Origin of the sequence: Pseudomonas sp. TWR1-1-3 (genome assembly GCF_049896805.1) — a bacterium.
In the GTDB taxonomy this organism is placed as follows: Bacteria; Pseudomonadota; Gammaproteobacteria; order Pseudomonadales; family Pseudomonadaceae; genus Aquipseudomonas; species Aquipseudomonas bubulae.
In genome coordinates this window covers 605,240-620,003 of sequence record NZ_JAFCUZ010000002.1, presented here as the reverse complement: position 1 = coordinate 620,003, position 14,764 = coordinate 605,240, and the positions used below count along the sequence as shown (strand labels likewise).

At 56.3% G+C, this 14,764-nt stretch carries 11 protein-coding genes; 5 read left to right on the top strand and 6 right to left on the bottom strand.

Going from position 1 to position 14,764, the window contains the following annotated elements:
* Positions 1-163 precede the first annotated feature (163 nt).
* Complete coding sequence (guaB, locus tag ACP7BE_RS10325; RefSeq protein ID WP_016779630.1) at positions 164-1,633, top strand: IMP dehydrogenase; 1,470 nt, start codon at positions 164-166, stop codon at positions 1,631-1,633.
* 103 nt (positions 1,634-1,736) lie between these two features.
* Positions 1,737-3,314, top strand: coding sequence for a glutamine-hydrolyzing GMP synthase (guaA, locus tag ACP7BE_RS10320; RefSeq protein ID WP_095001455.1), 1,578 nt, complete (start codon positions 1,737-1,739; stop codon positions 3,312-3,314).
* Positions 3,315-3,473: 159 nt separating this feature from the next.
* Here the strand turns inward: guaA and ACP7BE_RS10315 are convergent, their stop codons facing one another.
* The 3 genes from ACP7BE_RS10315 to ACP7BE_RS10305 are packed head-to-tail and all read right to left on the bottom strand — an operon-like array spanning position 3,474 to position 4,705.
* On the bottom strand, positions 3,474-4,016 hold the full coding sequence (locus ACP7BE_RS10315) for a hypothetical protein (protein ID WP_426105747.1): 543 nt from the start codon (positions 4,014-4,016) through the stop codon (positions 3,474-3,476).
* 25 nt (positions 4,017-4,041) lie between these two features.
* Positions 4,042-4,368, bottom strand: a complete 327-nt coding sequence (locus ACP7BE_RS10310; protein WP_150629231.1) for a hypothetical protein — start codon at positions 4,366-4,368, stop codon at positions 4,042-4,044.
* Between the two features lie 25 nt (positions 4,369-4,393).
* A complete protein-coding gene (locus ACP7BE_RS10305) occupies positions 4,394-4,705 on the bottom strand; it encodes a hypothetical protein (RefSeq protein WP_370824287.1) in 312 nt (103 codons plus the stop codon).
* Between the two features lie 1,276 nt (positions 4,706-5,981).
* On the opposite strand from ACP7BE_RS10305, the gene ACP7BE_RS10300 reads away from it, so the two are divergent.
* Both ACP7BE_RS10300 and ACP7BE_RS10295 read left to right on the top strand, forming a co-directional pair.
* The gene (locus ACP7BE_RS10300) at positions 5,982-9,614 is read left to right on the top strand and encodes a YadA-like family protein (protein ID WP_150629232.1); all 3,633 of its coding nucleotides are present in this window, start codon (positions 5,982-5,984) and stop codon (positions 9,612-9,614) included.
* Between the two features lie 103 nt (positions 9,615-9,717).
* Positions 9,718-10,569 (top strand): hypothetical protein, encoded by an 852-nt coding sequence (locus ACP7BE_RS10295; RefSeq protein ID WP_426105744.1) that lies wholly within the window; start codon positions 9,718-9,720, stop codon positions 10,567-10,569.
* Positions 10,570-10,689: 120 nt separating this feature from the next.
* Here ACP7BE_RS10295 and ACP7BE_RS10290 read toward each other — a convergent pair whose 3' ends face one another.
* The 3 genes from ACP7BE_RS10290 to treR all read right to left on the bottom strand — a co-directional run bounded on the left by ACP7BE_RS10290 (position 10,690) and on the right by treR (position 13,082).
* Positions 10,690-11,346, bottom strand: coding sequence for a trypsin-like peptidase domain-containing protein (locus ACP7BE_RS10290; RefSeq protein WP_095001449.1), 657 nt, complete (start codon positions 11,344-11,346; stop codon positions 10,690-10,692).
* Between the two features lie 303 nt (positions 11,347-11,649).
* Entirely contained in the window at positions 11,650-12,207 is a 558-nt protein-coding gene (locus tag ACP7BE_RS10285) for a hypothetical protein (RefSeq protein ID WP_150629234.1), read from the bottom strand.
* 170 nt (positions 12,208-12,377) lie between these two features.
* Positions 12,378-13,082, bottom strand: coding sequence for a trehalose operon repressor (gene treR / locus ACP7BE_RS10280; protein WP_095001448.1), 705 nt, complete (start codon positions 13,080-13,082; stop codon positions 12,378-12,380).
* Between the two features lie 195 nt (positions 13,083-13,277).
* On the opposite strand from treR, the gene treP reads away from it, so the two are divergent.
* On the top strand, positions 13,278-14,720 hold the full coding sequence (gene treP, locus ACP7BE_RS10275; protein ID WP_095001447.1) for a PTS system trehalose-specific EIIBC component: 1,443 nt from the start codon (positions 13,278-13,280) through the stop codon (positions 14,718-14,720).
* The last annotated feature ends 44 nt before the right edge of the window (positions 14,721-14,764 follow it).

The following is a 14,764-nucleotide window of genomic DNA, read 5'->3' as shown; positions in this document are numbered from 1 at the left end:
GACGGCTACGCCGCCGGACGCAGCTGCTACGGTTCAATTTCTGCCTTCAAAGTCAGCTAATCATTGGCCCTTAGCGCAAAACTCTCTAAAGGTTTCCGTTGAGAGATCCAGGGGTTTTGAGTACAATGGCGCGCTTCCATTTTCCCGCTCGGGAGCCCCAGCGATGCTGCGTATCAGCCAAGAAGCACTCACATTCGATGACATCCTTCTCGTCCCCGGTTATTCCGAGGTTCTCCCGAACGAAGTCAATTTAAAGACTCGTTTGACCCGTGGCATTGAACTGAATATTCCGCTGGTTTCCGCTGCAATGGACACCGTAACTGAAGCCCGTCTGGCAATCGCCATGGCTCAGGAAGGCGGTATCGGTATCATCCACAAGAACATGACCATCGAGCAGCAAGCTCACGAAGTTCGCAAGGTCAAGCGTTTCGAAGCCGGCGTGGTTAAAGAGCCGATCACTATCGAGGCTGATGCCACGGTACGTGAGCTGCTTGAGCTGACCCGCCAGCACAATATCTCCGGCGTTCCGGTACTGCACAATGGCGACCTGGTCGGCATCGTGACATCCCGTGACGTACGCTTTGAAAACCGTCTGGAAGCTACCGTTCGTGACGTGATGACGCCTAAAGAGCGTCTGGTTACGGTCAAGGAAGGCGCCGACAAGGAAGAAGCCCGCGAGCTGTTGCACAAGCACCGTATCGAGCGCGTGCTGATCGTCGACGACAACTTTGCCCTCAAGGGCATGATGACCGTTAACGACATCGAAAAAGCCAAGGCTTACCCGTTGGCCAGCAAGGACGACCAAGGTCGTCTGCGCGTAGGCGCTGCGGTCGGTACCGGCAAGGACACCGCTGATCGCGTGGCCGCCCTCGTGGCTGCCGGCGTTGACGTGGTGGTAGTCGACACCGCCCACGGTCACTCCAAAGGCGTGATCGACCGCGTTCGCTGGGTCAAGCAGAACTTCCCTGAAGTTCAGGTCATTGGCGGCAACATCGCCACTGGCGCTGCTGCCCTGGCCCTGGCTGAAGCCGGCGCTGACGCAGTTAAAGTCGGTATAGGCCCGGGCTCGATCTGCACCACCCGTATCGTTGCCGGTGTTGGCGTTCCGCAAATCAGCGCGATTGCCAATGTGGCCGCTGCCCTTGAAGGCACTGGCGTACCTCTGATCGCCGACGGCGGCATCCGTTTTTCGGGTGACCTGTCCAAGGCCATCGTTGCCGGTGCTTCCTGCGTGATGATGGGTTCGATGTTTGCCGGTACTGAAGAAGCACCAGGCGAAATCGAGCTGTACCAGGGCCGTTCGTACAAGGCTTACCGCGGCATGGGTTCGCTGGGTGCGATGTCGCAATCCCAGGGCTCCTCTGACCGTTACTTCCAGGACTCCTCCGCGGGTGCCGAGAAGCTGGTACCGGAAGGTATCGAAGGTCGCGTGGCGTACAAAGGCTCGCTGACGGCGATCATTCACCAACTGATGGGCGGTCTGCGTTCCTCGATGGGTTACACCGGCTGTGCCGACATCGAACAAATGCGTACCAAGCCCGAGTTCGTGCGTATCACCGGCGCTGGCATGGCTGAATCCCACGTCCACGACGTGCAGATCACCAAGGAAGCACCCAACTATCGCGTAGGTTGATAGTGGTCGCACCCGGGTTCACACCCGGGTGCGATACGAATTAAGTCACCGGGGCTGTTTGATTCAGCCCCGTGTCGTTTCTGAAATTAATCGAGATTTTGTCATGGCCCTCGACATTCACGCTCACCGCATCCTGATCCTGGACTTCGGTTCCCAGTACACCCAGCTGATCGCCCGCCGCGTGCGCGAAATCGGCGTTTACTGCGAACTGCACCCGTTCGACATGGACGACGCAGCGATCCGCGAATTCGCCCCTAAAGGCATCATCCTGGCCGGTGGCCCGGAGTCGGTACACGAAGCCGGCAGCCCGCGCGCCCCACAAGCTGTATTTGACCTGGGCGTACCGGTTTTCGGTATCTGCTACGGCATGCAGACCATGGCCGAGCAACTGGGCGGCAAGGTTGAAGGTTCCGAGCTGCGCGAGTTTGGTTATGCCCGTGTAGACGTGGTCGGCAAAAGCCGCCTGCTGGACGGCATCGAAGACCATATCGACGCCGACGGCCTGTTCGGTCTGGACGTGTGGATGAGCCACGGTGACAAGGTCACCAAAATGCCGTCCGACTTCCACATTCTGGCCAGCACTCCAAGCTGCCCGATTGCCGGCATGTTCAGCGACGAGCGCGGCTACTACGGCGTGCAGTTCCACCCGGAAGTGACCCACACCAAACAGGGTGGCCGCATCCTGTCGCGCTTTATCCTCGACATCTGCGGCTGCGAAGCCCTGTGGACGCCGTCGAAAATCGCCGAAGACGCGATTGCCAACATCCGTGCCCAGGTCGGTACCGACAACGTATTGCTGGGCTTGTCCGGCGGCGTTGACTCCTCGGTAGTAGCAGCTTTGCTGCACAAGGCCATCGGCGACCAGTTGACCTGCGTATTCGTGGACAACGGCCTGCTGCGCCTGCACGAAGGTGAGCAAGTGATGGCCATGTTCGCCGAGAACATGGGCGTCAAGGTGATCCGCGCCAACGCTGCCGACCAGTTCCTGAACAACCTGGCTGGCGAAAGCGACCCGGAGAAAAAGCGCAAGATCATCGGCCGTACCTTTATCGACGTGTTCGATGCCGAATCCTGCAAGCTGGAAAACATCAAGTACCTGGCCCAGGGCACCATCTACCCGGACGTGATCGAGTCGGCTGGCGCCAAGAGCGGCAAGGCTCACGTCATCAAGTCGCACCACAACGTGGGTGGCCTGCCGGACGAAATGAACCTCAAGCTGGTTGAACCGCTGCGTGAGCTGTTCAAGGACGAAGTCCGTCGTCTGGGTCTGGAGCTGGGCCTGCCGTACGACATGGTCTACCGTCACCCGTTCCCGGGCCCGGGTCTGGGCGTGCGCATCCTGGGTGAAGTGAAAAAGGAATACGCCGACATCCTGCGTCGTGCTGACCACATCTTTATCGAAGAGCTGCGCAAGGCTGACTGGTACCACAAAGTGAGCCAGGCATTTGTAGTGTTCCAGCCGGTTAAATCGGTTGGTGTTGTAGGCGATGGCCGTCGTTACGCCTGGGTAGTTGCCCTGCGTGCCGTAGAAACCATCGACTTCATGACCGCGCGTTGGGCTCACCTGCCTTACGAACTGCTGGAAACCGTCAGCGGCCGGATCATCAACGAAATCGAAGGCATCTCCCGCGTAACTTATGACGTGTCGAGCAAGCCGCCGGCAACGATTGAGTGGGAATAATCGGTAGGCCGGCATAGTCCGGCACCCGTGAGCAAGAACACCCTGAAGCCCGCTTAATTGCGGGCTTTTGGCTTTTTGGGTCTGGCAAATTCTGGCAGCTTTGTGCATCGCCAGGCGCCGTGTTTAGGTGGCTTGGTATGGAGTCGCGCTGATTACGGGCTAGAAGTTATCCATCGCGTGACACATCGACACCTTGCCATCAGGCTTCGGCTCGACAGCTACCCATTGCTTGCCGTCAGCTGAAAGCTCATCCAGCAGGAATGAACAGTCTGCCGACATCGATGCCTGCACCCGGTAATCCACCCCGGGCCGAGGTACGAAGGTCATGGTCCTGGCACACTGCCGGGCATATTGCAGGCGCCCCAGGTAATGGAACGCGATCGGCTTGTTCGCCGGCACTACCAGCTCTGACGAGACCGAACCTGCCAACGAATAGATCGGCCCGGCAATGCCGAGGTTTTCACCGTTATGGTCGGGGAAGCCGGATTTCGCCGACGCCATCACCCCCGCGCCGGGCACATTCCAGTCGAGGCAGTCACGCCCCGGCACGGCGCGCACCAGGCCGTCGGTGAGCAGGCGAATACGGGCAGTCTCGCCGCTCTGTGGCGGGATGTAGCCGGTGGACAGCGAACGCACGTTTGCCACCTGGCCGCAGCCGCTGAGCGCTAGCAGAACGGCGGGGATTACAGTGAACAGTCTCATCAGGCAATCGACTCGCAGGGGCAGGTTAAGGCTGGCGGCAGTTCTGGCTGACTGACAGATGCGGCGCAGGTTCATAGGTCACGCGCTGCAAACCATCGCCGTCCTGGAACAGGAAGTACTTGGTGCGACAGTCCTTGAACATCGCTGAGTAACCCTCGGCCCGGAAGCCTTGGCCATCGACCTGTTTGGTCACGGTATTGTTGCGGCTGACCACTTCAAGCACCTTTTGATAGCTGTCGCCCATGTTTACCCCAGGCTCGCCAGTGATGGCGGCCGAGGAGGCGCAACCACCCATTGCTGCTGCCGCCAACACCAGTACGGTGCCGTACAGTCCGTTGCGTAGATCGTTCATTCCCTGTTTTCCTTTTGGTAATGGTTTACCGGCGGCCTTCGCATACGGGTGATTCGCCAATACGGCCTTGCTTGCACAGATCGAGTTTATCCCTGCGCTTGAACCCGGCGTCCTTCATGCAGTAGAACCGCGTCAGCACAACATCGATCGGCGAGGTGTCTCCCACGCCATCAAGATTGGTATACCCGCAAGCACGCATGGCGTTGTCGACGCCTGATTGGGTGACCCCCTTTTTGTACCACTGTGTGTAGTCCCCGGGTGGTGGTTGAAAAGGGGTACAGCCCCCAACTGCTAGCAGAAGGGTCAGGCCCAACAACTGATTTCGAGTCAGCAACATCACATTCTCCATGTTCATGAGCGCCCGGACTGTGCCCGATTATAGGCGTCCGTCACACACTGCAGACTCACCAGTGCGCCCGAGCTGTATATGCCCAGATTATCTTTGTGCTGAAGCCTGCGTCTTTCGCGCAACAGACATTCGTCAGTATCACATTGATTGGGGACCTGTCTCTCGTGGTTTCTGAGAATTAAAACTGTCGCTATGGACTGCCCCGGCACTGACCGGCACCCACTAGGTGTACGGTTCCGGAATGAGGTGGTGCGTTTTAATTCCTCGACAAGTTCTGCATTTATAGACATTGGTTGGCTGTGGGTAACCCTCGTGTCTGTTTTTGCAGTCTCTCGCGTTTTTGGCTAATTGGGATACAGGGTTAAAAAGCGCGCCGGTAGTGGCGCGTTTTATCATTCTGCTATCCATGTTGGCCGTATTTTAGATCTGTGCGGCAGCAGTGTTCAGCCTTCGCGGGTGTCAGTTGTGCCCTATAGAGCGTTCGAATGATAGTGCAGGGGTGTAAAAGGCTGGAGGTGTGATGGGTAGGTGGGAGTGATGTTTTTTTTCTGTGAGATGGCTTTTTAGGTTGTCTGTGGGATGAGTGTTTTGTAATGCTGGATGACATGCAAATAGATAGAGTTAGTTGCTGGTTTAGAGTATGACTGTAATTAAATGTGTTTGATGCTGGTTCGGTGTTGGGTATATAGTCAAAAGATATAACAATTAACAAATCACTAACTACCGTTAAATGTAGGCACCGGCCTATTCTCTTCGAAGTTGTTTTTGTTTTGTACAAGGCTTCAGCGATCTTGCGGGTGTAGTTGTTTATGGCGGTGTTCTGCGCTTTGCACTCTCTTCAGTGGTGTGCCGGATGCGTGGCAGGCTTGTACTATTAACACAGGGGGGCTGGGGGCGGATTGTGGGTAGGTGTTAATGACCCCCCTTATGGTTAGTCCGATGTTTTGCATGTCAAGTAGTTCTGGATGGCGCCTGTTATAGGTGTGGCACCTCTTTGCGTAAGTTTTTTATAACGACTAATAAGATTCAACTTGGTGGCTTTATGTTTTTTCTAAGGGCTCTGCTCTGGCAGGCCTATCTATGTCCTGTACCAAGCGTTTGTGACAAGGCTGGCGACTTTTTAAGTGTTTTCGATATGGAAAAATATCGAGTGCAGAAAGTTAAGCGTGGAGCAAAGGGAGTTGTTCGTTGTTCACGATTCGGGCGCGTGCGGTGGATTTATGCTGCTCTTATATTGATAAATAGCTATAGGGGTTGAATCAAAGTGAACAAGATTTTATATCCTGAAGTTTTTAACTCATTAGCGGCCCACGCTCCGGGCAAAAAAAATAAAGGTTCGAAAGAGTGCCTGTTGCGAACATCATGTTTGACGACTGTTTCTGCTCTCGCTTTGATGGTGGCAGGCGGTTTTCAAGTGGCCAGTGCCACTACTTACCCTCCCCCCGGATCTTGTCTTACAGGCGGGGCAGCCGTGTTAATAGGTCAAGTAGTGGCTGCTCCGCCCACAATGGGGCCTACGGATGGCTCAGGTACTTTTTCATCTGTCCTGGGCTGTAACGCCAGCGGCGGCGGTCAGCATGCTGTTTCGGTGTTTGGCACTTATGCGAGTGCAGTTGGCGAGGCTGGTTCTGCGTTTGGTTTTTACTCGTTGGCGGGCAAGTGGGCATCAGGCTTTGGCCTTTCAAGCACGGCGACAGGTATTGGTAGCACCGCATTGGGGTTCGGAGCCCGGGCAATAAGTACCAATGCTGTCGCAATTGGTGGAGCCGGTGGTAATGGAGTTACTGCGTTAACCGTAGCAAATTCTACTACCGCTTCGGGCGCTGGATCGATTGCAATCGGTAGTAATACTTTACGAGGGGCTCAGGCTGCTGGCACCGATGCCATCGCAATAGGAGGGCAGTCCACAGCATCATTCAGCTCAGGCATTGCCATTGGGCGTGGCAGTACTTCAGCCGGGGCCTTTGGGCTGGCTGCGGGTGATGGTGCCAGTGCCAGCACCAACGGCATAGCTATCGGCACAGGGGCTATCGCAACGGGCACCTCCAGTATCAGTATTGGCCTCGGGAATAATGTTTCTGGCAATAACTCCGGTGCAATTGGTGACCCCAGCACCGTAACCGGTGCAAACTCCTACTCTCTGGGTAATAACAACTCGGTTGCATCTAACAACGCTTTTGCATTGGGCAACAACATTACAATACCTACAGGTCTTGATGGTTCTGTTGTATTGGGCAACGACTCTACAGTGTCTGCCTCGGTACCTACGGCGGGTGACACAATCAATGGTGTAACGTATAACTATGCTGGCGCTACACCAGTCGTTGGAGGGGTCGTCAGTGTAGGTTCGGCGGGCGGTGAGCGGCAGATCACTAACGTAGCCGCGGGGCAGGTTTCAAGTGCCAGCACCGATGCGGTCAACGGCAGCCAGTTGTTTGCCACCAACACGTCCGTCAATAGCCTGGGCACTACGGTTAACAACATTGTTAACAACGGGGCGGGGATCAAGTATTTCCATTCCAGTTCGATCCTGGCTGACAGCCTGGCATCGGGCACCGACAGCGTGGCCGTAGGCCCTGCTGCGACTGCATCGGCAAGCAATGCCATGGCGCTGGGTAACGGTGCCACGGCAACCATCGCCGACTCGGTGGCTCTGGGCAGCGGCGCGACGACTGCGGCAGCGGTTGCCAGCACCGGTGACACCATCAACGGCACGGCTTACACCTATGCCGGTGGTGCGCCGATTGGTGTCCTCAGTTTAGGTTCGGCGGGCAGTGAACGGCAGATCACCAATGTGGCCGCGGGGCAGGTTTCAAGTGCCAGCACCGATGCGGTCAATGGAAGCCAGTTGTTTGCCACCAACACGTCCGTCAATGGCCTGGGCACTACGGTTAACAACATTGTTAACAACGGGGCGGGGATCAAGTATTTCCATACCAGTTCGATCCTGGCTGACAGCCTGGCATCGGGCACCGACAGCGTAGCCGTAGGCCCTGCTGCGACTGCATCGGCAAGCAATGCCATGGCGCTGGGTAACGGTGCCACGGCAACCATCGCCGACTCGGTGGCTCTGGGCAGCGGCGCGACGACTGCGGCAGCGGTTGCCAGCACCGGCGACACCATCAACGGCACGGCTTACACCTATGCCGGTGGTGCGCCGATTGGTGTCCTCAGTTTAGGTTCGGTGGGCAGTGAACGGCAGATCACCAATGTGGCAGCAGGGCAGGTTTCAAGTGCCAGCACCGATGCGGTCAATGGAAGCCAGTTGTTTGCCACCAACACGTCCGTCAATGGCCTGGGCACTACGGTTAACAACATTGTTAACAACGGGACGGGGATCAAGTATTTCCATACCAGTTCGATCCTGGCTGACAGCCTGGCATCGGGCACCGACAGCGTAGCCGTAGGCCCTGCTGCGACTGCATCGGCAAGCAATGCCATGGCGCTGGGTAACGGTGCCACGGCAACCATCGCCGACTCGGTGGCTCTAGGCAGCGGCGCGACGACTACAGCTGCAATTGCCAACCTCGGTAACACCATCAACGGCACGGTTTACACCTATGCCGGTGGTGCGCCGATTGGTGTCCTCAGTGTAGGTTCGGTGGGCAGTGAACGGCAGATCACCAACGTAGCAGCAGGGCAAGTCTCGAGCACAAGCACTGATGCGGTTAATGGCAGTCAGCTATTTGCCACTAACACGGCCGTCGATGTGCTTGGTGTGTCTGTCAATAACATCGTCAACAACGGAGCGGGGATCAAATATTTCCACTCTAACTCATCCTTGGCCGATAGCACTGCGACGGGTATCGATAGCGTGGCCATTGGCCCTCAAGCGGTGGCAGTTGGTGCGCAATCTGTAGCCTTAGGTACCGGGGCGGCAGCCAATCACGATGGCAGCGTCGCGCTGGGTTCGAGCGCGGTAACCACAGTTGGTGCTCAGAGCGGTTATACAGCTTATGGCCTCAGTGCTGCGCAGAACTCGGTGGGGGAAGTGGGTGTTGGTACTGCGTTGGGTGATCGCAAGATTACCGGGGTGGCAGCAGGCTCGGCACTTAATGATGCGGTCAACGTGGAGCAACTGACAGCAGTGGGTAATCAGGTGGCGCAAAACACCACCAATATCAGCAATCTTGACGGCCGGGTCACTAATCTGGAAGGGGATATCCTAAATGTATCTGGCGGCATTACGTCCGTGGTCAACCGTGTCACTCAAGTGGAAAGCAATGTAACCAATCTGCAGAGTGGTAAGGACGGCATGTTTCAGGTGAATAATACCAGTGCTGCTTCGAAACCTTCGGTGACGGGTACCAATGCGATCGCAGCCGGTCCTGGTGCTGTGGCTTCCGGCAACAACAGCGCCGCTATAGGCACCAATGCCAAAGCCTCCGGTACCAATTCGGTAGCCGTGGGTCATGATGCCAGTGCTACAGGAAACAACAGCGTCGCACTCGGTGCCAACTCGGTCGGGACTCGTGACAACAGCGTCTCGGTTGGTGCAGTAGGCAGTGAACGACAAATCACCAATGTGGCCGCTGCCACAGAGGGCACTGATGCCGTCAACTTCGATCAGCTCAACAAGAGTGTTACGAATATCACCAATAATACGACTGCCTATACAGATCAGCGTTTTTCCGAACTCAAGCGCGACCTGAAAAAGCAGGACAACACCTTGAGCGCGGGTATTGCTGGTGCGATGGCTATGGCCAGTCTGCCACAGCCGTACTCACCTGGAGCTAGCATGACGTCGATCGCTGTAGCTAACTATCGTGGGCAATCAGCACTGTCGTTTGGCATATCGAGAATCTCCGATAATGGTCGCTGGGTTGGCAAACTTCAGGCCTCTACCAGTACACAGGGTGATACTGGTGTGGGGCTTGGTATCGGCTACCAGTGGTAAGTGAGCGGAGCGCCCACGTGACGGTGGGGGGTTGTTGAGTACCTTACAGCCAGGCAGCGTTAGCGCCGCCTGGCTTTTTTCGGTCAACACAAGGCTAATACCTATGTCAGTGTCCACTCTATCCAGCTGGATCCTTGCCCTGATGTTGCTGGTTGCCTGTGATAACAGCACTCGTGCCAATGTCGCCAATGTCGCCAAGGACTCCCAGGTCGTATCACTGCCGGCTCTTCCGGTGATTCAGAGCGCTGTCATGGTGCTCGTGCCGATGCATGACGGTCAGCGCAATGAATTGTTGATGTCCGAGGTGTGCGCCTTGGCGCGGGGTGAGAGTACCCCGCTGCAAGTGGCTCAAAAGCTCATGCACCAAGGCATTGACCTAAGTACGGTGCCTCCACAAGGGCACCCGCTTTCATTACTGGTTGACCCGGATAAATCCCGACGTATCACCGCGTGTGCTGCTTACATTGCCAGCTCAGTGATGATGTTGCCAAAAACTGATGTGTTCATGGTGCAAGTCCCTGCTGGATCCTCTACCAGAAAACGAAAACTGCAGATTGACCCGAAGAAGCTTTCTTCTTTCATGCGCATACAATTGGCGGTCGCCAATACGAATGCTGATGTCTTTGCGTTGATTGCGACGCGACTGGAGAAAACCCACGGGCTGACACTTGAGCAATATCACCAGCAGGCCAAAACCCTCTTCGTAGAGCTCGCCCCTTTGTATTTGCAGCGGATCAAAAGCCTTTTTGTGCTGGGGCAGAGTGCCCAATATGCGCTGCTTGAGTATTCCGATAGCAGTTTCAAATTTACGAGCAGCAGCGGGTATCTTTTTGAATACGGCTACGATGGCCTGAACTTGAGCTTCAACCGAACGCCTTGGTATGGGGGGGGCAAGTTGTTGGGTAAAACCTATATGCTGGACGTTGACTACCTTGCCAACCTGCGGGGTCAATAAACAACGCAGTACCCTGCGTGACAGCCGACAGATTCACCCTGGGTCTTTCAGGTCGCCGAGCTTCAAAAATAAGCCCCCCACCCCAGCCCTCGGGGGGGAGGGCCAGGGTGAGAGGCTTTTTTACTTGGCCGCAAACTTCGACCCACGCCCCCCATCAAGCTGCGCCTGCAACATCCCCCATTCGCGGGCAACAATCGAATACGGGATAAAAATGCTCACTCTCTGCGCGCTCTTCAACTCGGGCAACGTAATTGCACTGTTCAGGCTGGTCGAATAAAAACCGGCATTGATCCCCACCACGCAACCGTCACTGGCGATCACCGGCCCACCCGACATGCCCTTGACCAGCGGGGCATCGTGAATGGCATACAGGTCACCGCTGTGATCTTCTGTATTGCTGAAGGGGGTTTTATACACTTTGCCCTTACCCGTAGTGGTCACAAGGTAAGGGCTCACGCCCACGGCCGTGATGCTCTCTCCCACCTGCGGCGCTCGCCATGCCGGGAAGTGACCATTGGCTTTATGCTTGATAAAGACCAGGTCGCAGCGTGTGCTGCAACGGTATGCAACGTTGGGGATAAACGGGGTATGCCCAGTGGTGACGGCGTAGTCCTCATTCCATTGCACGGCCGAGGCCATGTACATATACGGCATGGGAAAGCCTGAAAAGACGGGAAAGTAAGCTTCATTGACCGGCCCCGACAAGTCGGGCTTCACGAATCCGTTGCATCCTGCAGTGACAACTCCTATTAACAAGAAGGCCATGATTTTGATCATGATAAATCACCGACTTATAGGGAGGATGCGACTGGCTTTGATTGTCAGTATTTTGACTACAGCAAAAACAGCACGCCTAACCAATTGTTTTGGTTGAGGCATGTATTATTTATGGATGAGGTTTTAATAACGCGTATGAATCAATCGAACTAAGCTCAATTGCCATTTCGAGCAATTGCCACGTTCAAATAATTGGCGTCGGAAGTTTGATGGTTCAGAGCGCCGGCCACAAAAAAAGCGATCAACAGCAAAGGTTGATCGCTTTTTTTATATCAAGCCGGGCTCAAGGCCTTTCATGCACTATCAGTCTGCGGCGCCATCATTTTTTTGAGCGCCAACGGTCTTGCGTTCACCGGTTGGAGAAACTTCATACACGTTCATCACCCAAGTGTCGGCGATCACGGTTTCAACCACGTAATTCTTCTTGGCTTGCGGGGTGAATTGCTGCGCAACAGGCTGCTCTTTGTCGAACGGCGTAGGCATGGGAATACCGTTGAAGGTGAACTGCTTGGCTTTGACCGTCCCTTCCACGTGCACCACTTTGTCTGCATCGACCAGCTTGCTGATGCTGTCAGTGCCACCGCCAATTCGCTTCAGATAGGCCGGTATGCGCTTGAAGTAAGCCGTGTCATAAACACGATCACCCGCGTCATCCATTCGACCGTCGGAATACCCGTACATGTAACTGACAGGGTGATCACCCTCCCCGCCGATGGTACGGAAGGTCACGCTGGCTTGATGGTCATTCATGACCAGTGGCACGACCGGCGCTGAAGTGAGATCACCCGCCTGACGGCTGCTACAGCCGGTCATGACAAGCGCAAAAGTGACTGCCAACGGAAACGCCAGATAAGTTTTCATTCGATCCTTGAACTGCCTGTGAAAAGGACTGTGTAGAGCCATTTGCAGAGTGAAAGTTCCCTTACGCTGTTGGTGCTGCGATGGAGTTGACTCGTGTGTTGATGCAAGCCCTGCGGAGTAACACCCTGTACACGAGGAGTCTTTTGCATTTCGGGCAGCGCTGCGTGTGATTATCGCCGCGCCACATCCGAAAAGTAGAACTTGTCCAGCGTATGCCGCGACTCGGTGTACTCGAACTGGCGCCCATCCTGTAGAAACGTCTGGTTGCTCACCACGATCACATGGCTCTGACCCTCCAGGTCCAGATGCTGCTGGTCGTCCTTGCTGCGCGGCACCGCTTCGATGGTGCGCTGGGCATAGCTGATCTGCAGGTTCAGGGTCTGCTCGATATAGGCATAGATCGAGTGCTCGGCAATGGCCTGATCCAGCCCCGGAATCAGGTCGCTGACAAAATGGTTGATGTCCAGAATCACCCGCTTGCCATCAATATGGCGCACGCGTTTGATGCGGGTTATCAGGCTGCCCGCTGCAACATCGAACTTCTCGCACAGTGCGCCTTCGAGCGGGAACCGGGTGAACTCCACCACTTCGGTACTGACGTTACCGCCCAGGCGCGGGTAGGTCTCTTGAAAGCTGACGATACCGCCCAGCTGGAACTCGATCGGGCTGGATGACAATACAAAAGTGCCCTTACCGTGGATCTTCTGGGCAAATCCACGCTCCTGCAGTTGTTCAATCGCCTTGCGCACGGTTCCGCGGCTGGCCCCATAGCTGGCCATCAACTCGGTTTCGGACGGCAGGCGCGCGCCGCGGGCCAGGCGTTCAGTGGTGATACTGGCAAGCAGATCCGTGTAGATCTGATTGTATTTGGTCATGGCGAGGGCTCTATGCCGGTTGGGCTCGGGGCCCGGAACCTTAAGGGGTGGAGGGAAGGCAGCGCAAGTACGCGGCAGAAAAATCACTAACTCGTCTGTACCAGTTGTTGCTTTAACTCGTACAGACGAGTATTTTTTTGCTACGGCGTGCTGCCACAGCGACGCTCCATAATAAAAATTCAAGCGAGACCACGCATGAGCCACGACTATTCCCAGATCGCCCGCGAGCTGCTGCACAGCCTCGGTGGTGCCGCCAACGTTGAGCAGGCCGCGCATTGCGTCACACGCTTGCGCCTGGCCCTCAAGGACCCAAGCCTGGTCGACAGCACCACCCTCAACCAGATCGATCTGGTCAAAGGCTCCTTCTTCACGGGCGGCCTGTACCAGGTGGTGATCGGCCCCGGTGAAGTCGAGAAGGTCTATGCCGCCCTGCGTGAGCAGACCGGCCTGGCAGCCGCCACTATCGCCGACGTGAAGCAGCAGGGCGCCGACAAGGCCAACGCCATGCAGCGTCTGGTGCGTGTGTTCTCAGATGTGTTTATGCCCATCCTGCCCGCCCTGATCATTGCCGGCTTGCTGATGGGGGTTAACAACCTGCTCGGCGCCAAGGGCATGTTTATCGACGGCAAAACCCTGCTCGACGCTTATCCGCAACTGGACGGGGTGTGGAGCCTGATCAACCTCATGGCCAATACCTCTTTTGTATTCCTGCCCGCGCTGGTGGGCTGGTCGGCGGCCAAGCGATTTGGCGGCAGCGAAATCCTCGGCATTGTGCTGGGCCTGATGCTGGTTCACCCCGACCTGCTCAATGCCTGGAACTACGGCAAGGCCGTGGCCGGGCTGGAGGGCCAGAGCCTGCCGTACTTCAACATCCTGGGCCTGTTCCAGATCGAGAAAGTGGGCTACCAGGGGCAGATCCTGCCGATCCTGATGGCCGCCTATGTGATGAGCGTGATAGAGAAATGGCTACGGGCGCGAGTGCCCAATGCCATTCAATTGCTGGTGGTACCCATTACCACCATCGTCATCACCGGGGTGCTGGCGCTGGCGATCATTGGCCCGGTGACCCGTCACCTCGGCATCCTCATTACCGAAGGCGTAGTGCTGTTGTTCGACGTGGCCCCGGTGCTCGGCGGAATGATTTTCGGCCTGCTGTATGCACCGCTGGTGATTACCGGCATGCACCATATGTTTCTCGCCGTGGACCTGCAATTGATTGCCAACCACGGCGGCACCTTTATCTGGCCGATGATCGTCATGTCCAACCTGGCCCAGGGCAGCGCCGCGCTCGGGGTGTTCTACATGAGCCGCAATGTGCGTGAGCGCAGCATGGCCTCTACCTCTGCAGTCTCGGCGTACTTTGGCATCACGGAACCGGCGATGTTCGGGATCAACCTGCGCTACAAGTTCCCGTTCTATGCGGCGCTGATCGGCTCGGCGCTGGGCAGCATTTTCCTGTCGCTGAACAAGGTGCTGGCTTCGGCCATCGGTGTTGGCGGCTTGCCCGGCTTTATTTCGATCATTCCGCAGTACATCCCGATGTTTGTCATCGGCATGTTGATGGCCATTGTCGTGCCGTTTGTCCTGACCTGCGGCCTGAGCCTGAAAATCATTCGTCCGGGTTATCGCGTCGCGTAGCACATCCACTTTCCTGTAGCCGCTGCCGAAGGCTGCGATGGGCT